This window comes from Sphingomonas sp. G-3-2-10 (genome assembly GCF_012927115.1).
Lineage (GTDB): Bacteria > Pseudomonadota > Alphaproteobacteria > Sphingomonadales > Sphingomonadaceae > Sphingomonas.
In genome coordinates this window covers 1,532,480-1,551,953 of the sequence record NZ_JABBFY010000001.1, presented here as the reverse complement: position 1 = coordinate 1,551,953, position 19,474 = coordinate 1,532,480, and the positions used below count along the sequence as shown (strand labels likewise).

Annotated in this window: 22 protein-coding genes and 1 tRNA gene; 12 read left to right on the top strand and 11 right to left on the bottom strand. The window is 67.6% G+C overall.

Features of this window, described 5'->3' with window-relative positions:
- The first annotated feature begins 151 nt into the window (after positions 1-151).
- Genes HHL13_RS07770 through HHL13_RS07760 form a run of 3 tightly spaced genes read left to right on the top strand, consistent with a single transcriptional unit; the run spans position 152 to position 1,562 of the window.
- Complete coding sequence (locus HHL13_RS07770) at positions 152-685, top strand: hypothetical protein (RefSeq protein WP_169555128.1); 534 nt, start codon at positions 152-154, stop codon at positions 683-685.
- Entirely contained in the window at positions 682-1,125 is a 444-nt protein-coding gene (locus HHL13_RS07765; protein ID WP_169555127.1) for a hypothetical protein, read from the top strand. Before HHL13_RS07770 ends, HHL13_RS07765 begins: the two co-directional genes overlap by 4 nt.
- The gene (locus tag HHL13_RS07760) at positions 1,122-1,562 is read left to right on the top strand and encodes a hypothetical protein (protein WP_169555126.1); all 441 of its coding nucleotides are present in this window, start codon (positions 1,122-1,124) and stop codon (positions 1,560-1,562) included. Before HHL13_RS07765 ends, HHL13_RS07760 begins: the two co-directional genes overlap by 4 nt.
- On the opposite strand, the gene gspD is transcribed toward HHL13_RS07760, so the two are convergent.
- The 5 genes from gspD to gspG are packed head-to-tail and all read right to left on the bottom strand — an operon-like array spanning position 1,556 to position 5,798.
- A complete protein-coding gene (gene gspD, locus HHL13_RS07755) occupies positions 1,556-3,637 on the bottom strand; it encodes a type II secretion system secretin GspD (protein WP_346775509.1) in 2,082 nt (693 codons plus the stop codon). The two genes, HHL13_RS07760 and gspD, sit on opposite strands and share 7 nt — an antisense overlap.
- Before the next feature lie 10 nt (positions 3,638-3,647).
- Positions 3,648-4,496, bottom strand: a complete 849-nt coding sequence (locus HHL13_RS07750) for a type II secretion system protein N (protein ID WP_169555125.1) — start codon at positions 4,494-4,496, stop codon at positions 3,648-3,650.
- Positions 4,493-4,846, bottom strand: coding sequence for a type II secretion system minor pseudopilin GspI (gene gspI / locus HHL13_RS07745; protein WP_346775508.1), 354 nt, complete (start codon positions 4,844-4,846; stop codon positions 4,493-4,495). Before gspI ends, HHL13_RS07750 begins: the two co-directional genes overlap by 4 nt.
- Entirely contained in the window at positions 4,843-5,322 is a 480-nt protein-coding gene (locus HHL13_RS07740) for a GspH/FimT family pseudopilin (protein WP_346775507.1), read from the bottom strand. Before HHL13_RS07740 ends, gspI begins: the two co-directional genes overlap by 4 nt.
- A 5-nt stretch (positions 5,323-5,327) precedes the next feature.
- Positions 5,328-5,798, bottom strand: coding sequence for a type II secretion system major pseudopilin GspG (gspG, locus tag HHL13_RS07735; RefSeq protein WP_169555124.1), 471 nt, complete (start codon positions 5,796-5,798; stop codon positions 5,328-5,330).
- 9 nt (positions 5,799-5,807) lie between these two features.
- Between gspG and gspL the strand changes: the two genes are divergently transcribed.
- Genes gspL through HHL13_RS07715 form a run of 4 tightly spaced genes read left to right on the top strand, consistent with a single transcriptional unit; the run spans position 5,808 to position 10,180 of the window.
- Complete coding sequence (gspL, locus tag HHL13_RS07730) at positions 5,808-6,923, top strand: type II secretion system protein GspL (RefSeq protein WP_169555123.1); 1,116 nt, start codon at positions 5,808-5,810, stop codon at positions 6,921-6,923.
- Positions 6,920-7,423 carry a type II secretion system protein GspM gene (gene gspM, locus HHL13_RS07725; RefSeq protein ID WP_169555122.1) on the top strand — a complete coding sequence of 168 codons (504 nt, stop codon included), beginning with the start codon at positions 6,920-6,922 and terminating at the stop codon, positions 7,421-7,423. Before gspL ends, gspM begins: the two co-directional genes overlap by 4 nt.
- Positions 7,420-8,907, top strand: coding sequence for a type II secretion system ATPase GspE (gene gspE / locus HHL13_RS07720; protein ID WP_169555121.1), 1,488 nt, complete (start codon positions 7,420-7,422; stop codon positions 8,905-8,907). The genes gspM and gspE overlap by 4 nt, the downstream gene beginning before the upstream one ends.
- A gap of 49 nt (positions 8,908-8,956) precedes the next feature.
- Complete coding sequence (locus tag HHL13_RS07715) at positions 8,957-10,180, top strand: type II secretion system F family protein (RefSeq protein ID WP_169555120.1); 1,224 nt, start codon at positions 8,957-8,959, stop codon at positions 10,178-10,180.
- Positions 10,181-10,321: 141 nt separating this feature from the next.
- Here the strand turns inward: HHL13_RS07715 and HHL13_RS07710 are convergent, their stop codons facing one another.
- A complete protein-coding gene (locus HHL13_RS07710; protein ID WP_346775506.1) occupies positions 10,322-11,038 on the bottom strand; it encodes a hypothetical protein in 717 nt (238 codons plus the stop codon).
- Positions 11,039-11,040: 2 nt separating this feature from the next.
- Between HHL13_RS07710 and HHL13_RS07705 the strand changes: the two genes are divergently transcribed.
- The 3 genes from HHL13_RS07705 to HHL13_RS07695 are packed head-to-tail and all read left to right on the top strand — an operon-like array spanning position 11,041 to position 13,525.
- Positions 11,041-12,102 (top strand): ABC transporter substrate-binding protein, encoded by a 1,062-nt coding sequence (locus tag HHL13_RS07705; RefSeq protein WP_346775505.1) that lies wholly within the window; start codon positions 11,041-11,043, stop codon positions 12,100-12,102.
- A gap of 8 nt (positions 12,103-12,110) precedes the next feature.
- A complete protein-coding gene (locus HHL13_RS07700) occupies positions 12,111-12,647 on the top strand; it encodes a type II secretion system protein GspJ (RefSeq protein ID WP_346775504.1) in 537 nt (178 codons plus the stop codon).
- Complete coding sequence (locus tag HHL13_RS07695; protein WP_346775503.1) at positions 12,644-13,525, top strand: Type II secretory pathway component PulK-like protein; 882 nt, start codon at positions 12,644-12,646, stop codon at positions 13,523-13,525. Before HHL13_RS07700 ends, HHL13_RS07695 begins: the two co-directional genes overlap by 4 nt.
- Positions 13,526-13,531: 6 nt before the next feature.
- On the opposite strand, the gene dinB is transcribed toward HHL13_RS07695, so the two are convergent.
- The 5 genes from dinB to HHL13_RS07670 all read right to left on the bottom strand — a co-directional run bounded on the left by dinB (position 13,532) and on the right by HHL13_RS07670 (position 18,184).
- Entirely contained in the window at positions 13,532-14,596 is a 1,065-nt protein-coding gene (gene dinB / locus HHL13_RS07690) for a DNA polymerase IV (protein WP_346775502.1), read from the bottom strand.
- Between the two features lie 212 nt (positions 14,597-14,808).
- A tRNA-Pro gene (locus HHL13_RS07685) sits at positions 14,809-14,885 on the bottom strand.
- Positions 14,886-14,977: 92 nt separating this feature from the next.
- Positions 14,978-16,282, bottom strand: a complete 1,305-nt coding sequence (locus HHL13_RS07680; protein ID WP_169555118.1) for an FAD-dependent oxidoreductase — start codon at positions 16,280-16,282, stop codon at positions 14,978-14,980.
- A gap of 61 nt (positions 16,283-16,343) precedes the next feature.
- A complete protein-coding gene (locus tag HHL13_RS07675) occupies positions 16,344-17,876 on the bottom strand; it encodes a methyl-accepting chemotaxis protein (protein ID WP_169555117.1) in 1,533 nt (510 codons plus the stop codon).
- Positions 17,876-18,184 (bottom strand): hypothetical protein, encoded by a 309-nt coding sequence (locus tag HHL13_RS07670; RefSeq protein WP_169555116.1) that lies wholly within the window; start codon positions 18,182-18,184, stop codon positions 17,876-17,878. Before HHL13_RS07670 ends, HHL13_RS07675 begins: the two co-directional genes overlap by 1 nt.
- A 105-nt stretch (positions 18,185-18,289) precedes the next feature.
- On the opposite strand from HHL13_RS07670, the gene pnuC reads away from it, so the two are divergent.
- A complete protein-coding gene (gene pnuC, locus HHL13_RS07665) occupies positions 18,290-18,901 on the top strand; it encodes a nicotinamide riboside transporter PnuC (protein WP_346775501.1) in 612 nt (203 codons plus the stop codon).
- Positions 18,898-19,416, top strand: coding sequence for an ATP-binding protein (locus HHL13_RS07660; RefSeq protein WP_169555115.1), 519 nt, complete (start codon positions 18,898-18,900; stop codon positions 19,414-19,416). Before pnuC ends, HHL13_RS07660 begins: the two co-directional genes overlap by 4 nt.
- Positions 19,417-19,474 lie beyond the last annotated feature (58 nt).

Sequence of the window (19,474 nt, the reverse complement as noted above, 5' to 3'; positions counted from 1 at the left end):
TTCGCGGCCGAGTCATTTGCGCTCGGATCGAGCCGCTCCTGAGAGGTGGACATTGCGCGGTGATGCAGTGGCGGTGTCGCGGCGATGACAGCTTTGCGTCGGGTCGATGACGGCTTGCCTTGGGCGTCGCTTTGCGCCAGCGGCGGCGAAGATGAGCGATCAGCAATCCGGTGACAGCCTGACGGGGCGATTGGCCGCGAGCGTGCGCGGCTGGGAAGTCGCATGGCGCGATCGGCCCGCCGCGCCGTTCGAGCCGCGCCGCTGGATGGTCCCGGCGGGCGTCGCGCTGCTGCTCGCCGCCGGGCCTCTGGCGACGATCATCGGTGCAAAGATCATCGCTGGGAATGCGCGGGCCGATGCCGCTCAGCTCGACAAGAAACTCGCCCCCCGGATCGCGGCGGCAAAGGCCGCTGCGTCCGATCGTGCGGAACTGATCGCGCTACTGCGGCGGCCGGGGCTGGGGCAGGTGGCCGATGCCCTTGCGCGCGCCTTGCCGCCCGAGGCATCGGTCCAGCGGATCGAGCGCAATCAGGCCGGCTTGCTCGAAGTCGAAATCAGCACCCCCGATCCCGATCGCATCCGCGCCGCGATCCGCCGCGAACCGGCGCTGGCGGGCCTGCGCGATGCGGGCCAGCGTCAGGTCGATGTGATGATGGTGGTCACCTTCCGGGAGCGCGCGCGATGAAGCTGTCGCCGCTCGGCTGGGGCATCGCTGCGGGGCTCGCCGCAATGGCGCTGCTCGCACCCATCGCCGGAAACGCGTTGGGCGACATCTCCGCCGCGCGCAGCGAACGGACCAAACTGGCCGCCGCCGTCGCTGCTCCGGAGACCAATCGCACCGTAATGGTGGTGCAAGGGCAGGCGCTGCCCGAGCCCGCCGCACTCGCGCTGCGCATCCGCGAACTCGCGCGAAATGGCGGGGTATTGGTCGAGGAAGCCTCGCCGCCCTCGGGCACCAGCCTGATCGCGATACGCTTCCGCATCTCGGGGCCGGAAAAGGCCGTGATCGCGCTGGCCGACGCGCTGGAGCGCGAAACGCCGCTCGTCCGGCTGCGTGGCTGGAAACTGGTAGCGATCGAAGGCGGAGTACGCCTGACCGGCGAAGCCGTGGCTGTGAGGAAATGATCGACCGCCGCGACCTGATCGCGCTTGGCGTGTCCGGTGCCGTGGCGGTCGCGATGCCGTTGGCGCTGCTCCAACCCGGCGCGCAGCCCGTCGCGGATGCGCCCGCCGCCACGCAGCAGCCGATCGCCCCGCCGCCGCAGCCTGCACTGTCCTCGGCATTCGAGCGCACGCTGTTCGGCTCCTCTCCGGCGGCGGCCGACGAAAGCGCGCCGCAGGATGCGCCCGCGCTTATCGGCATCGTCGGCCGTCTCGATCAGGATGCGGTGGCGCTGGTCCGCACCGCCGACGGCACCAGCCGCACGCTGGCGGTCGGCGCCAGCGTCGATGGGTGGAAACTGGAAAGCCTGTCGATCGACGCTGGCTATTTCACCCGCGGGGCACAGCGCGTGCGGGTGCCGCTGCCCTCGTCAGATGCGCCTGCCGACGCGCTTCAGTAGATCCCGTCGATCTCCACCGTCAGCCGCGGTGCGCGCGGCTTCAGCAACAGGCTGTTGTTACGGCCTTGATCCATCTCGTCGGCGCGAAGCCGCGAATAGCGGCTCGACGTCACCGCATTGGCGTCGTCGCTGTCGCGGATGATCGTCGGGCGCAGGAAGATGAAGAGCGTGCGCTTGGTCCGCGACTCGCGACGGCTGCGAAACAGTTCGCCCACCAGCGGGATATCGCCCAGGATTGGCACCTGCCGCTTGGCTTCCAGATAATCGTCGGAAACGAGGCCGCCCAACACGATCGTCTGGCCATTGTCGGCCAGCACCGTGGTGTTGATCGTCCGGGTATTGGTGATCAGGTCCGAGGCCTGCACCGAAAGCCCGGTCGCGATCGACGAGGCTTCCTGGCTGATCTCCAGCCGCACCGTGTCGCCCGCGTTGATCCGCGGGATCACGCGCAGGGTGATGCCGACATCCTGCCGCTCGATCGTGGTATAGGGCGTCACCGAATTGCTGTCGGTCAGGATCGATCCGGTCACGAAAGGCACATTCTGGCCGACGATGATCTCGGCCGGCGAATTGTCGAGGACGGTGACTTGCGGGACCGAGAGCAGGTTCGACTTGGTCGAGACGCCCAGCGCCTGGACCAGGATCGAGAAATTGTCGGTGACGTTGATGTTCGCGGTCAGGCCTTCGCCCAGCAGCTTGCCGGCGGGCACGCCGAGCACGGTCAGGATCGCGCCGAGAGAAGGGCCGCTGCCGTTGGTGTACGAGGTGCCCGCGCCCGTGCGCAGCCCCAGCGCCGCCGCGCCGCCGCCCAGCTGGATGCCGAGCTGTTCCGCATCGTCGCCGGTGATTTCGGCGATTGCGGCTTCGATCATGACCTGCGGACGCCGCACGTCGAGATCGGTGATCAGCGGCTCGATGGACGCGATGGCCGAAGGTGTGCCGCGCACCACGATCGCGTTGAGCTCAGGCGCTGGCTGGATCGTGAGGTCGGGGGTGGAGAAGCCCTGCGCGCTGCTGCTGTCCTGTGAGCTTCCGCCGCTCGCGGGCGTCTGCTGCTGCGGCCCGGCCAGCGCGCCGCCGGCGATGGCGGCGTTGGCGGTGTTCGAATTGGCGTTGTTGGTCGCCAGCGTGTTGATCGGCGACGTACGGTTGTTGCGCCCGCTCTGCGACAGGCGGCTGCCCTGACCCAGCGACCGCGCGACCGGATTGCTGACCGATTCCTGCTGACCCAGGATGCCGCGCAGCACGTTGGTCACCGCTTCGGAATCGGCGAAGCTCAGGCGGAACATGCGGGTGATCGGCGTCGCCCCCCCCGGCTGGTCGAGCGAAGCGGCGATTTTACGCGCCTCGGCCACCGAAGACGGCGTACCGCGCACGATCACGGTGTTGCTGCGCGTGTCGGATGCGACGCGCACCGCATCGCCCAGCACGGTGGTCAGCGTCTGCGCCACGTCCGGGGCATTGCCATTGCGCAGCGTGATCATCGCGAAGGTCGATCCGCCGCCGGCGTCGAGCTGCCGCGCGATCGCTTCGATACGGCGAACGTTATCGGCATAATCGGTGACGACGATCGCGTTGGGATTGGTCAGCGGCTCGACGCTGCCGAAGGTCGCAACCAGCGGTCGCACGACCCGCGCGACTTCGGCCGACGGCACGTTGGTCAGTCGCACCATCCGCGTCACCAGCGCCTGACCCGATGCGCCGCGCGTCGGCACCCCGCCTTCGCGCACCGCATTGGCGGCGGGCACGATGCGCCATGCCCGGCCCGAACGGATCGCGGCAAAGCCGTTGGCGCGCAGCACCGACTGATAGAGTTCCCACACGCCATCGGGCGTCAGCGGCGTGGCGGAAGTGACCGTCACCGGACCCTTCACCGCCGGATCGAGGATCAGCGTGCGCCCGGTAATGCGCGAGACTTGATCGGACACGTCGGCGATTTCCACGCCGCGCATGTTGATCACCACATCGGCGCCCCGCGTACCCGGAGGCGGCGCGGACTGGGCCAGGGCCGCAGTCGAATCGAGCGCGATCGCAGCAAGTGCGAGGGCGGCCAGGCTGGGGCGAATCGCTTTCACGGGCTTCTCTTTACTTGAGCGGAACGGTCAGCGTCATTCGCTTCCCGTCCCGCATGATCTGTACGGTGGCGGAGCCAGAGCCCTGCGCGGCAGTGAAGGCGGCGCCGGCCGCGGTGGGATCGCTCAGCGGCGTTCCGTTGACCGACATCAGCACGTCGCCCGATTGCAGGCCGGGAACTGCACCGCTGCCGATGCGATAGCCGCCATCCACGGGCGTGGCGTTGAAACGCTGGAGAATCGCCGCGGTCGATGCGGCGGCGCCAGGCGCCGGCGCGCCGCGCGGCCCATCGAGCATGTTCGGCGCGGCCTTGGGCGCCGGTGGCACGGTGCCGGGCGCGCCGGTCGCGGGTGCATTGGGCGCCGGGGCACCGGGCACGCCGATCCCGCCGTCACCCACTGCGGGCGGCGCGTTGGGATCGGGGAAAGCGAGATATTCGGTCGCGCCGCCATTGGAGAGGATCACGCGGTCGCGCGTGATTCCTTCGATCTTCGCACCGCCCACGGCATCGCCGATATGGAAAGGCGCGGCGGTTTCGCCGCTGACGCTGATGAAGGCGGTCGACAGGCTGGGTTCGTCCGATGCGACGATACCGAGCAGGGTGAGCGGCAGCGCGGTCCGCTGGCCTGCTTCACTCACCGTCGCCTTGCCGAACGGCGTGAGGGCGAGGACCGGCGCGATGTTCGGCACGCCGCCCGGCGCGCTATTGCCCGAAGGCGCCATGATCGCGCCGGTGCCGGCATGGCCTGCAATGCGCCAGGTCAGCCCGGCAAGCGCCCAGGCGACCGAAACCACCACAGCCCCGGTAAGCAGATCGAGCGCGGTGCGCGTCTGGCGCGGGGTAAGGCTGAGCAGGTTCATCCGCGCCTCCCGTCCACGAACCCGTCGAGCGTTGCAAGCGCCGCGTTCTCGTTGCCCTGAAACACCTGAATGCGGACCTTGTGGATTTCGGCGTCGTCGGTGCGGGTGCGGGTGACCGCCACGCGCCATTGCTGGCCGAGCATCTCGACCGGCTGCGCTTCGCTGACGCCGCTGCGCAGTTCGAGTTCGGCGAGGCGGTTCTCGGCGATCCACATCGCGGTGGCGCGGCGTTCGAGGCTGCGCGTCGAATCGATATGCGATTCGACCGCGCGCATCAGCCCGACCGACGCGATCGCCAGCACCGCGAGCGCCACCAGCGCCTCGATCAGCGAGAAACCTTCTTCCTTCACGATCTGGCCTGTGCCTTGCGCACGCTGACGGTCATGCCGTCATAGAGGATGAGCCAGCGCTGCTTCCCGCTCTCGATCGTCGCGCTCACCGGCTGGCCGGTGCCGTCCGCGCCCAGCATCACCGGCGGCTTGGCGCTCAGCGTCATTACCATGCCGGCGGGAAGCTGGTGAAAGGAGAGCGCCTTGTCGGTGCGCGGGATCATCTGTCCGCCTTCGCCCAGCGTCGCGAAACCATAGCCGTCCTCGGTGATGGTCAGCGCCACGATCCGGTCGCCCAGCATCGCGTCGTCCGACGCCGTCTGCAGCCGGGTCGCCAGCCGCCGTGCCTCGGCTTCCACCGACGGGGGACGCGAGACGCCGCCGACGCTGAGCGTCACGACGCCCGCCGCCACCGCGACGATGGCGAGCACGATGATCATCTCGATCAGCGTGAAGCCGGCCTGCGAAGCCGTTCTGATGGAGCGGCCCCCCGGCACGCGCGTTACTGGCCCTTGCCGCTGATATCGGCGTTTATGCCTTCGCCGCCCGGCTTGCCATCCTTGCCCAGCGAGGTGATCGTGAACGCGCCGCCTTCGTTGACATAGACGAAGTCATTGCCCCACGGATCCTTGGGCATTTCCTGCACATAGGGCCGCCATGCCGATGGGGCGGGGGTCGGCTGCACCGCCAGCGCCTTCAGGCCCTGGTCGGTGGTGGGATAATCGCCATTGTCGATCCGGTAGAGCGCCAGCGCGCCCGACAGGGTCTTGATATTTGTGCTGGCGGTCGTGACCTTCGCCTGATCCGGCCGGTCAATCACATTCATCGTGATCAGGCCCGCGACGACCGCGATGATGACCAGCACGATCATCATTTCGATCAGCGTCAGACCCGCTTCCGAATGGGGCACCTGCTTGCGGATATCGCCGTGCGATGTCACGCTGTCCTTGAACTGTCGTAAATCTATGCGCATCGCAGTCCCATGCGTTCTGTCCATGAAAGCAATGTTACAGTCGAGCCGGGCTCGGACCCTCGTGCAGGGGGCGTATGGACGCTCGCCGCCGGCGGACCGATCATAAACGAGCCGGAGGGACCCGCAACCTTGCTGGTCCCCACCGAGCAGGCTTTGCTGCTGGCGGTCGATCTGCCGCTGTCGAGTCGGGCGAAGCGGCTGGAAGCGCTGCCTTTCGCGATCGAGGACCGCATCGCCGAGCCGGTCGAATCGGTGCACCTGGCGATCGGCGCGGAGATTTCTCCGAAACGCTATCTGGTCGCGGTGGTGCGTCACGAGACGATGCTGCGATGGATCGCGGAGGCCGAATTCGTGGGGCTGGGCCATGCCGCGATGGTGCCCGATGCGCTGACCCTTCCCGTCGCCGAGCTGGAATCGGCGTGGATGGCCGATTCGCAGCGTGGCCGGGTGCTGGTGCGCTCGCATGACGGCGCGGGGTTCGCCTGTGACGCGCTGATCTTCGCGACCGCGTGGCAAGCCGCGGGCCAGCCGCCGGTGATGGCGTGGAACCAGCACGGCCCGGCCGAAGTGCCGATCGCGGGCGTGCAGATCGATTCGAAGCCGTTGTCCGAACGCGTGCGCAATCCCCCGATCGATCTGCGGCAGGGCATTTATGCGCGGCGGCGGGCGGGGCTCTCCAACGCGTGGCGCCGCGCCGCATGGATCGTCGGAATCGGGGCAACTGCCCATGCCGCGATCCTGCTGGCCGATACGGTCGCGCTGCGGATCATCGCCGATCGCCGCGAAGCCGATACCCGCGCACTTGTCCAGCAGACCGCGCCTGGCATGGCGCTTCAGGGCGATCTCGCCACCAGCGTCGCGGCATTACTGCCCGTGGGTGGGGGGGGAGGCGGCGTGCCGCAGACCTTCATGCCGCTGGTTAGCCGCATCTCGGCCGCACTGGCACCGGTTGGCGCGATCAATGCCCGTGCGCTGGAATTTCAGGCGGAGACTCTGGTGATGGATATCGATGGTCAGCCCGGCCTCGCTGCGCGCATCCGCGGCGCGCTGGAAGGGGCGAGGATCAAGGCGACCGTCACCGAATCGCCCGATGGCGCGATCCGCATCTCGGCAGGTGCCGCATGATCGTCCGTATCATCCAGCGCACCGGCCTCGAATCCGCGATCGCCCGCTTCGACGCATGGTGGAACGCGCGCAGCCCACGCGAACGCATCCTGTTTTCGGTTATGGCGGTGCTGATCGGCGGCGTCGTGCTGCTCTACGGCATCGTCATGCCGCTTCAGAATGCCCGGGCGAAGGCGTTCGCGGACATCCGCACCTATGAGACGCTCAACGCCCGCATCCGCGCGGCGGGCACACTCCAGCCGCAAGGCGCCCAGCCTCAGGCGCGCTTCGGGCGGCCCGATCAAGCCATTATTGCCTCGGGCGCTGCGTTCGGCGTGACGCCTGCGGTCGAGCCGACTTCGAACGGCATGCGCGCAACCGTCGCCGATGCGCCGTATGACGCAGTGATATCGTGGCTCGCCGATGTCGGCGCGACCACCAAATTCAAGGTCAGTCGCGTGTCGTTGAAGCGGCTGGCCGCGCCGGGCCGCGTCAGCGCAACCGTGGAACTCACGCGATGAACGAAACGCTGATTCTGACCGAGGACGTCCCGGCTTCTCTGCCTTATAGCTATGCGCGCCGCAACGGCGTGCTGATGCGTCCCGACGCGGCCGGCATGTCGTGCCTGCATCGCCCGGGCGTCACCCTCGATGCGTTGCTCGAAGTACGGCGGATCGCTCCGGACGCGGTGTTCGTGCCGGTATCCGACGCCGAATTCGATGCCGCACTCAGCACCGTCTATAGCGGCAGTGCGGGCGCGGCCGCCGAGCTCGACATGGGCGATCTCGATCTCGCCGCGCTCGCCAACGATGCCGCGGCGGTCGACGATCTGCTCGACAATCGCGACGACAGCCCCGTCATCCGTCTGATCAACGCGCTGATGCTCGAAGCGGTGAAGGAAGGCGCGTCGGACGTGCATGTCGAGACGCAGGAAAAGCGGCTCGTGGTCCGCTTCCGCATCGATGGCGTGCTGCGCGACATGCTCGAGCCGCCCCGCGCGCTCGCGCCGCTGCTGGTCAGCCGTATCAAGGTGATGGCCAAGCTCGACATCGCCGAGCGCCGCGTGCCCCAGGACGGCCGCGTGACCCTGCGCATCGGCGGGCACGACGTCGACGCCCGCGTCTCGACCATCCCGACCCAGCATGGCGAGCGGGTGGTAATGCGTTTGCTCGAAAAGGGCTCGCTTCGCCTCGACATGGAGGTGCTCGGCATGAGCGAGCGCGACCGCAATGTGTTCACCCGGCTGCTCGAACGCCCGCACGGGATGCTGCTGGTCACGGGCCCGACCGGTTCGGGCAAGACGACCACGCTCTACGCCGCGCTCAACCGTCTCAACGACCGCAAGCGTAATATCATGACGGTGGAAGATCCCATCGAATACGAACTGCCCGGCATCGGCCAGACCCAGGTCAATCCTCGCACCGACCTGACCTTCGCGCGCGGCCTTCGCGCCATTCTGCGTCAGGACCCGGACGTCATCATGGTCGGCGAAATCCGCGATCAGGAAACCGCGCAGGTCGCGGTGCGATCGTCGATGACCGGCCATTTCGTGCTCTCGACGCTGCACACCAACAGCGCGGTCGGCTCGGTCACGCGCATGATCGACATGGGCGTGGAGCGTTACCTGCTCGCCCCGATGGTCGTCGGTCTGTGCGCCCAGCGCCTCGTGCGCAAGCTGTGCCCCAGCTGCCGCCGTGAAGACACTGCGAGCGAAGCGGATACGCTCCTGCTCGGCGGCGCGATCAAGCCTGGCAAGAAACTGTGGCGCGCGGTCGGCTGCGACGACTGCCATCAGGAAGGCTATCGCGGCCGCGCCGGCCTCTACGAAGTCGTCGCGGTCGACGAGAAGTTCCAGAAGATGATCCATGACGGCGCATCCGAAGCCGAACTCGAACAGGCGGCGCGCAAAGACAATCCCAGCCTGCTCGACGATGGCATCGCCAAGGTCCGCGCCGGCGTGACCACCGTCGAAGAAGTCGCCCGCGTGGTGAGGGACGAGGCGTGAAAAGCGCAGTCCCATTCCTCCCCGAGCAAGCTCGGGGAGGATTTTAGATATGCCCGCATTCTCCTACCGCGCAGCCGACAAGTCCGGCGCCGCGAAGAAAGGCATCATCGAAGCCTCGTCGCCCGCCGCCGCGCGCGCGATGCTGCGCGAACAATCGCTCCTCCCGCTCTCAGTCGAGCCCGCGAGCGAAGGCGGCCGTTCGTTCGGATCTATCACCATCCCCAGCCTGCGCCGCGGCATCAACGCGCGCCAGCTCGCCACTGTCACGCGCCAGATCTCCACGCTGGTCGGATCGGACATCTCGATCGAGGAATCGCTTCGCCTCGTCGCCACCCAGTCCGAACAGGCGCAGGTCAGCACCGTGTTGCTCGAAGTGCGCGGCGCGATCCTCGACGGACGCAGCTTCGCCACCGCGCTCGGCCAGCATCCCAAGGCCTTCCCCGAATTCTACCGCGCCTCGGTCGCGGCCGGCGAAAGCTCGGGCAAGCTCCCCGACGTGCTCGGCCACCTCGCCGAATTCGTCGAGAACCGCCAGGCCAACGGCCAGAAGCTCCAGCTCGCCTTGCTCTATCCTGCGCTGCTCGCCTTGGTGTCGTTCGGCATGATGGTGCTGCTGATGGTCTATGTCGTGCCGGACATCGTGAAGGTGTTCGTCTCGCGCGGCGCGGACCTGCCGTTCCTCACTCAGATGCTGATCGCGGTGAGCAGCTTCCTCCAGAATTTCGGCCTCTGGATGCTGCTCGGCATCGCCGTGCTACTGCTGATCTTCGAGCGCTGGCGCCGCGTCCCCGCAAACAAGCTGCGGATGCACCGGGCCTTCACCGAACGCCGCCCAATACGCCGCTTCAGCCGCCAGCTCAACGCGGCGCGCTTCGCCGGCAGCCTTGCCACTCTGGTCGGCAGCGCCGTGCCGCTGGTCGAGGCGATCCATGCCGCCGCCGCCGTCACCCCCAATCACTGGGTCCGCGACCGCGCGCTTGGCGTGGCGCAGCGCGTGCGCGAGGGCGTGAGCCTGCGCGCGGCGATGGCCGAGGCGGGCGTGTTCCCGACGATGCTGGTCGCGATCGTCGCGTCGGGCGAAAGCTCGGGCAAGCTCGCGCCCGCGCTGGGCCGTGCCGCTCAGGAGCTCGAACGCGAACTCGACGCGCTGGTCACCGCGCTCGTCGCCTTGGTCGAGCCGTTGGTGCTGCTCATCATGGGCGGGTTGGTGCTGACGATGGTGCTTTCGATCCTGCTGCCGATCATCAACCTCAACAATCTCGTCGGGGTCTGAGGGCGTGTTTTCGGTTTCAGCGGAGCTGAAACCGAAGCGGCACAGCCCGCTCTCCCACCCGGCCACCCAACGACAGAGTATTCTATGGGTGGCCGGGTGGGGGAGCGGGCTGGTGCCGCATCCACGTCAGTGGATCAAATGCTAAAGCGTCGTGCGGAACGGCTGCCCCGGCGGGAGAGGCAGGAAGGGCAGCATCTGCGCGCCTTCCGGCGTTAGCGTCAGCTCCAGCTGCCCGGTCGGGCTCAGCGTCCCCTCGATCAGCGTCTTCATCCGCTGGGTTGCGGGGGCGAGGCGGATGCGGGTGGCGTTGCCGGTCTTCTCCGCGGTGAACAGCAGCGCGGGAACCTGGGTCCGCGCCGCTGCCATGCCGCGCATCCCGCAGCTGCCGGGATCGCTCAGCACGCGGGCCTGCATCATCTGGCCCGATCCGCCCATCTCCATCCGCTCCATCTCGATCTGCGCGATCATGTCGCAGGTGAAGGGCAAATTGGGGCGCAGTACCGAGATCAGCCCGGCGTTGGCCGATCCGCTGACCTTGTCGAGTACCACGCTGGTGAAGCCCGCGATCGCGCGCCCGCCCAGTTCGGTGTCCGGTCCGCGCAGCTTCCAGTCGGCAGCATAGCCTAGACCGGCGATCGAACGCAGCGGCGCCCAGCGCCATTCGGCCTGTCCGCCGCCGGTGATGCCGACTTCGCCGTTCCACACCGTGCCCGAAATGCCCGCGCGCCACGGGCGGTTCTTCAGCACCGCGCTGGCGGGGATCGTCGCGATCATCGCCACGGCATAAGCGGCTATGCCCAGCGCGGCGAACCGGATAAGACGCCGCCGGGCGTCGTTTCGCGCATCCGGAGTCGTCACCAGTGCCTCATCCAGAACTGAAACGCCGGGAGCTGCTGAGGCTCGTCCAAGCCGGATTGGTCGCGTCAGCGGCATCGGTCGCTCTTCCTTCGTTCGCTCAGTCGTCGCAGGCCGCGAAGAAGGACAAACGTCCCATCGCGCTGCTGGTGCCGCTCACGGGGCCGCGAGCGCGGCTGGGCCTTAGCATGCGCTCGGCGGCGTTGCTCGCGGAAAACAGCGCCTTCGTGCAGGCCTATGACACGCAGGGGACCGCCGCCGGCGCCGCCTCCGCCGCCACGCTGGCGCTGAAGAAGCCGCCGGCGCTGATTCTCGGGCCGTTGCTGGCCGAGGAGGTGCCCGCCGTGACCTCGACCGTGGCCGGGCGCGTGCCGATCATCGCGTTCAGCAACGATTCGGTGCTCAAGGGGCCGAACACCTGGATCTTCGGCATCACCGCCGCGCAGGTGACCAGCGCGATCCTGCGCTATGCCCGCACGCGCGGGGTGAAGAGCGTCGTGGTGATCGACGATCACAGTCCCTGGTCGTCCGCCGCCGCGCTGGCCGCCAGCCGGATGGAAGGCGAACTGGGCATCACCGTCCGCTCGCTCGAGGTTCGTCCGGGCGCGCCGCTTCCCGATGCCGGGGACGTGCCCGATGCGGTGCTGCTGCCGGGTAACAGCGAAGCCATGCTCTCTGCCGCCCGTGCGCTGAAGGACAGCGGCGTCCAGCTGCTCGGCACGTTGCAGGCGCTCGATCATCGGCCGAGCGCGCTCACGGTACTCGAAGGGGCATGGCTCGCCAGCCCCGATCCGGCTGCGTTCGGTACCTTCGCCAGCGAATTTTCGGCGCGCGTCGGCGGCGATCCGGGGGCGATCTCGGCATTGGCCTATGACGCGGCGGGCATCGCCAATTCGCTGCGCAACGGCGGTACGATCACGCCGCAGGGCCTGCTGAACGCTCAGGGCTTCAAATGCGTCACCGGTCCGGTCCGTTTCCGCACCGATGGCAGCGTCGCGCGCGACTTCGCGATCCTCGTGGCGCGGGCCGACGGATACGAACCGGTCGCGACGAGCTCCGGCGCATGAATGGAAGGGTGCGTGAGGCCGAGTCCGGCTTCACGCTGATCGAATTGATGATCTCGCTCGGGTTGTTCGCGCTGATAGCGACGGCGGGGCTGGCGCTCGTTCAAGGCATCATGAACGTTCAGGGGCGGACCGAGGTGCGGCTGGATCGCTTGTCCGAGCTTCAGCGCGCGATGTTCGTCGTTACCAGCGATCTCGATCAGATCGCGGTCGGTCAGGTCAGCGGCGGCGCGGCGGGCGTCAAATTCAGCCGCGTGGCGCCGGGCACGGGCGGGCAGGCGGTCGAGGTGCAATATGCCGTGGTCGGCGGAGTCCTGACCCGTGTCGTCGGCCGCGCGCAACAGCAGCTGCTGACCAGCGTCGGCGCGGCGCGCTGGCGTTTCTACGACGATGGCTGGGTCGATAGCTGGCCGCGCAACGAGCAGGAGGTCAATCGCTGGCCTCAGGCGATCGAAGTGGAGATGCAACTGGTCCCGCCGCCCAATGGCGGCGCGGCGGGTACGTTGCGGCGCGTGGTGGTGCTGCCGACGCGCGGAGACGGCCAGTGAGCCGCAGGCCCGACGATGGCGAAACGGGGATGATCCTCGTCAACGTGCTGATGTTCGTGGCGATCGCGGCGGGTATGGTGCTGCTGCTGATCAACCGCGAGGAACTGGCGCTCGATCGCGGGCTGCGCGCACGCGAAGCGTCGCGGGCGCTGGCGGCGGTGCGGGGCGGCGAATTGTCGGCGATCGTTGCGCTGCGCCGCGATCTCCAGACCGCGCCGGGGATGGACCATCCCGGCGAGCCCTGGGGCAAGCTGTCCGAAAGCGGCGCTCCGATCGATGGCGGGACCTTCGATCTCGCCATTTCCGACGCCGAGGGCCGGTTCAACATCAATGCCGTTCGCACCGGCGAGGCGGCTTCGCTGATCCTGTTCCAGACGATCGGCAGCGAGATCGGGCTGCGCGGGGATCAGATCGATTACATCGTCCAGATTATCCGCTTGCAGGGGCCGGTCACCGATCTGCGCCCGCTCGGCTTTATCGGGCTCGAGCCCGAGATGATGGCGCGGCTGGAACGGCTCGTCACCGCGCTGCCGGGTACGACGACCGTCAATCTGAACGCGGCGGATCAGGAGATGCTGGCGATCCTGTTCAAGAATCCGCAGGCGGCTGAACGGCTGGTCGCGATCCGCAAGCGCCGGGGCTATATCACGCCAGCCGATCTCGCCGACCAGAAGGTGACGATCCCGTGGGGCACTTCGTTCCGATCCAACACCTATTGGGTCCGCACCCGCGTCACCATCGGCGGCACGACGCAACAGGTCGCGACGCTGATGAAGCGCGGTTACGACGGCAACGGCAAGGCACAGGTCCTGCCCATCGAACGCTGGCGCAATGCGGCGGTCCCGCCCGACGCGCCCGAATTCGCGCCGGCCCGGTAACCGGCCTCAGAGCAAATCCAGCAAGCTCTCCGGCGCTTCGGCTGCCTCGAAGGTCGACAGCGTCACCCCGATCAGGCGGATCCCCGCGCGCAGCGGGTAGAGCGTCCGCATCAGCGCCAGCGACACCTGATGCATCGTCTCGCGGTCGTTCACCGGGCCGCCCAGCGTCCGGCTGCGCGTCACGATGCGGAAATCGGAATAGCGCGCCTTCACCGTCACCGTCCGCCCGCGCCCGCCGGTCCGCTCGCACCAGTCCCACACCGAATCGGCTTGTCGCAGCATCGGGGGCTCGACTTGTTCGGGCGTCAGCAGGTCGTGCTCGAACGTCGTTTCGGAGCCCGAGGATTTGCGCGGCCGGTCGGGTGTCACGGCGCGATTGTCCTCGCCGCGCGAGATGGCGTGATACCAGCCGCCCGCCTTGCCGAAATGCGCCTGGAGATAGCCCAGTTCGCGCTCGCGCAGGTCCGCGCCGGTATGGATGCCCAGCCGGTTCATCTTCTCGGTCGTGCGCGGCCCGATGCCGTGAAAGCGCGAGACGGGCAGGGTGGCGACGAATCCCGGCCCGGCGGCGGGCGTGATGACGAACTGGCCGTTGGGCTTGTTCTGGTCCGACGCCAGCTTGGCGAGGAACTTGTTGTACGAAATGCCGGCGGAAGCGGTGAGCGCCGTCGCTTCGTGGATACGCGCGCGAATCTCGCTCGCAGTTTCGGTCGCCGAGGGCAGGCCGCGCAGATTCTCGGTCACGTCGAGATAGGCTTCGTCCAGCGACAGCGGCTCGACCAGCGGGGTGTAGCTGAGGAAGATTTCGCGGATCTGGCGCGAGACCGATCGATACACGTCGAATCGGTGCGGGACGAAGATCAGATCCGGGCAGCGCCGCAGCGCCGTTACCGATGGCATTGCCGAACGCACCCCGAACTTGCGCGCCTCGTAGCTCGCCGCCGCGACCACGCCGCGCCCGGACGCGCTGCCCACCGCCACGGGCTTGCCGCGCAACGACGGATCGTCGCGCTGCTCCACCGAAGCGAAGAAGGCGTCCATATCGACGTGGATGATCTTGCGGACGGACACTTCGCTGTAGCTTTAGAGCGAATTCGGCGTCGCCGAAACGGCCCCAACTCGCACCCGACCCGGCCACCCAACGGAAGTATATTCTATGGGTGGCCGGGTGGAGGTGCGGGCGGAGCAACCCAAGGTTCCAGCGATGCGTAGCATCGTTGGAACCGCTGCGGAGAGTGGTGCCGCGGGGGTTCAGCCTCGCTGAACCCAAAAATATAGGAAAATGGTCGGGAAGAGAGGATTCGAACCTCCGGCCCCTGCCTCCCGAAGACAGTGCTCTACCAGGCTGAGCTACTCCCCGACGGAGTACCGATCGCGATGCCTTTCGGGGGCAGATCGGTTGCTGGAGGCGCGCCTATAACGAGCCCTTTGGTGTCGCGCAAGCGTCTCCGGTCAGGTTCCTCGCGCGCCCAGCATTTCCTCGATGCTGGTGAACTTCTCCCGGGGGGCGCCCTCTCGCGCGGCGGCGGTCTCGGCAGCCTCGATCTTCTGCCAGTCCCGAAAGGTCACCACGTCCACGCCGCGCGATTCGAGCAGCGAATCGAGGGCGGGGCGGCCCGCCTTGCCCGAGCCTTCGCCGATGTCCGCCGCGATCTTTTCGGCGATGGCGAATCCGTCGGGGCGGTTGGTGCCGATCGTGCCGGTCGGGCCGCGCCGCGCCCAGCCGACCGCGTACAGACCGGGGAGCACGCGGCCCTCGTCATTGGCGAAGCGGCCGGCGCGGTCGTCATAGGGGATCCCTTCGATCGGCGGAGTGCGATAGCCGATGCAGCTCACCACCAGGCTGGCGGGGATCGCATAGGTTTCGCCGGTGCCGGTGGCGTTGCCCGCGGCGTCCAGCGCGGTGCGCTCGACGATCACGCGTTCGGCCCTGCCGCTGCCTTCGATCCGGACCGGCATCGCGAAGAAATCGAATATGATCCGCACCGATTTCGCCGGATCTTCCTCGCGCCCGGCAAAGTCGCGCAGATGCGTGACCGATTTGCGCTGGCCGGGTTCGAGCAGGCCGTCGTCTTCCGGCGGCGGGAAATCGCTCGCGTCGACCAGCGGCTGCGCGCGGGTCAGGTGGCCCAGCTCGCCCAGTTCCTTCGGCGTCATCGCGATCTGGTGCGGCCCGCGCCGTCCCAAAAGCGTCACCGTGTCGATCTTGGAAGCGCGCAACAGCGTCAGGGCGTGCGCGACGATATCCGAACCGTCGAATTCCGCTTCGGTCTTGGACAGGATCCGCGCCACGTCGAGCGCGACATTGCCATTGCCGATCACCACCGCGCCCGGCCCGTGGAGCGCGGGGCCGAGGCCCGCGAAATCGGGATGTCCGTTATACCAGCCGACGAACGCCGCCGATCCAACCACGCCGGGCAGATCCGCCCCCGGAATCTCCAGTGGACGGTCGAGCGGAGCGCCGGTCGCCAGCACCACGGCGTCGTACAGCTCGCGAAGTTCCTCGATCGACACGTCCTTGCCGACCGAAACATTGCCCACGAACCGCACATTTTCGGTCAGCGCCACCGCCTCGTAACGGCGCGACACGCCCTTGATCGACTGGTGATCGGGGGCAACGCCGGTGCGGATCAGGCCATAGGGGACAGGTAGCCGGTCGACGATATCGACGCGCACGGCGTCGCCGAAGGTCTTCTGGCAGGCCTCGGCGGTATAATATCCCGCCGGCCCCGATCCGATCACCGCGATATGTCGCATACGCTCTCCCGGTTCCTTTGAACGCAGCGTAGCGCGGTCGGCGGCGGGGGCAAGCGAAGGATCAGGCGGCGCGCAAATCCCCGATCAGCCGGTCCATACTGTCGCTGAGTGCGCGGGCGCGGGTGTCGAGCAGGCGGGCAAGGTCGGAAGCGCGCGCGGCGATTGCGCGATTCTCGTCGACCGCTTCGCCGATCATTCGGCTGCGCGCGTCGGTTTCGGCGACGTCTTCCTTCACCGCTTCGGCAGCGCGGGCGATCGCGGAGAGCGCCTGAAGCTGCTGGTCGACCGCCGAGGAAATGGCGATGGTCGACTGGCCGGCCGCGTCCATCCGGGTGGTGGTCAGGCCGATGGCTTCGGCGAAGGTATCGGCGGCGCCCGCGATATGATCGAGCTTTTCGGCGATCTGGATCGTGGCCGTCGCGGTGCGCTGGGCCATCTGCTTCATCTCGTGCGCGACCACGCCGAAGCCAAGCCCGGCATCGCCCGCGCGTGCCGCCTCGATCGTGGCGTTGAGCGCGAGCAGGTTGCTCTGCGCCGCGATCGACGAAACCAGATCGAGGATCCCGCGCGCGCCTTCGATCTCGCCGTTCAGCGCGTTCATTCGCGGCTCCAGCGCGCCCACGGTGCCGGCGGTCTCGACCACCAGCGTGTTCGCGCGGCGGACATTGCCGCCCGCCTCAGCGGAGGATTGCGAGAGCTGGTCGGCGCTTTCGGCGACGGAGACCATGTTGCTGAGCGACTTCTCGCTGGCGCGGCGCAGGGCCTGGGCTTCGCTGAGCAGACGGGTGGAGACGTTTTCCAGCGCATCTTCCTGCCCCGAAAGCGAAGCGGCGGCGCTCTGGAGGTCGGCGGCGAGCGCGCCGATGCGGGTATGGATATCCGAAGCGATCGCCGAGCGGCGTTCGCTGGTGGCTTCGGCCAGCGCGGCTTCAGCGGCCTGGCGTTCGCGCAGCCTCTTGTCGCTCAGCGCCTGCGCGGCGCGCAGTTCGTCGAGCGCGGCCTGCGTGGCGGACTGGGCGTCGACGGCCTCATGACGCATCGCGTCGGTCGCTTCGCGGGCATTTTCGCTGCGCAGGATGAGTTCGCGAAGGCGCTGCGTCATGAACATGAGGATCGCGGCCTGCCCGGTGACGAGCGCGGCATGGACCATCACCCGCGTCAGCGATCCCGATCCGGGAAAGACCCATTCGGGCATGAGGTAGAAGGTCATCAGATGGTGCGCGGCGATCAACAGGGTGCACGCGACGATCGGCCGCCAGTCGAGCAGCAGCAGCAGCAAGGTCATGCTGACGAAGAAGGACATGTGCATGTCCATCTGCCACGGATGCCCCTCGAGAATCCCGACCAGCAGCGCGGGGAACAGTGCGGCGGAAACGCCCATCACGATCCGCATCGCGGAGTCGGTGCGCCGCTGGATCAGGCCGATCGTCGGCAGCGCCAGCGCGGCGAGCCCGACCGCCATTGCGAGGAACACCTTGTCGCTGCCTTGGCCCCAGCCGATCAGGATCAGCCCGAGCCATGCGGCCCAGAACAGACCGACCAGCAGGCGGACGCCGCTGCGGCGATAGGGGGTGAGGGTGGCTTCGTTCGTCATTACCTGGTCCCGGCTCCACATCCTGCCGCAGGCGCGGCGGTCAGGATTTTCCCATGGGTAAGTGCTGCGCCCATGATCTCGCGCGAGCGTCCAGCTACCACCAGCGATCCGGCGACCGGCCCGCGATCGATGATCTGCAGGCCGTGATCGATCGCCCAGCCGGTGACGGTGGCATCGGTTTCTCCGCTCAGAGACACCAGCAGCATCCGGCCTTCGGCAGGCGGCGTGACCGTGAACGCAGCCAGCGCGCCGGCCCCGATCAGGGCCTGAGCGATGACGGGCGCGGAAAATGAAACCGAAATGGACATTATTTGCCAATGGCCGCGTCGTGGTGAAGATGGTGTTAAGCTCCAGGTCGGGATTGTTCCCAATCCGTCTCGACCCTTATGCGCCGAAGCTGCTAGGGGCGCGGCGTGAGCCTGCCCTTCGATCCCTTCGCGCCATTTCCCTCCGGGTTCGGAATGACCCCGATCGAGCTGGCCGCGGCGCTGCTCGGGCTGGCGAATATCGTCCTCGTGGTGCGGCGGAGCATCTGGAACTACCCCGTCGCGCTGCTGATGGTGACGCTGTACGGATTCGTCTTCCTCCATGCGCAGCTCTACAGCGATGCGCTGCTCCAGATCTTCTTCTTCGGCGTGCAATTCTATGGCTGGTGGAACTGGAGCAAGTCGCGGGCCGACGCCGGCGAAGTGAAGGTGCTGACGCTGCCGCCACCAGCCTTCGGTGCGTGGATCGCGGGTGCGCTGGTGGCGACGGCGGCATGGGGCGCGGCAATGCACGCGTTCACCGACGCGCATTTTCCGTGGTGGGATGGCGCGATCGCGATGTTGAGCGTCGCCGCCCAGATCCTCCAGTCGCGCCGCAACCTTGAAAGCTGGATCCTGTGGATCGTGGTGGACCTGATGGCGATTCCGCTGTTCGCGCTGAAGGGGCTGTGGGCGACTGCCGCGCTCTACGTAGTGTTCCTGATCCTCTCGATCATCGGCTTGCGCGAATGGCGCCGTGCGTTGAAGACAGCTGCATGACCCTGCGTACGATTTGCCTCCACGGCCCCGAAAGCACCGGAAAATCGACCATCGCGCCGCGCCTTGCCGAGCGGTTCGGTGGGATGGTGGTCGACGAATATGGCCGCGAATATGCCGAAGCGCGCGGCATCGACTTCACGATGCAAGATTTGCTCGAGATCGCGAAGATCCATGACGCCGGCACGCAGATGCTGCTGGTCGAGGGGATCGAGCCGCTGATCCTCGATACCGATCCGCTGATGACCGCGGTTTGGGCCGACATGCTGTTCGGCGAGCGCCACCCCTGGTTCGATGCGTGGGACGGCGTGGCCGATCTCTATCTGCTGTTCGACATCGATCTTCCCTGGATCGAGGATGGCACGCGCATGTTCGGTTCCGCCGAAGCGCGGCAGAAATTCTTCGATCTGTCGAAGGCGGAGCTGGAACGGCGCGGCGTGCCCTGGGTCCTGATCAGCGGCGATGCGGAAGCCCGCTACGAGGCGGCGATCGCGGCGATCGAGGCGGCGAACGGCTAGAATGGAAAACGGCGGCGCTTCCCGAAGGAAACGCCGCCGTGTTCAAACCCCGGGGGGC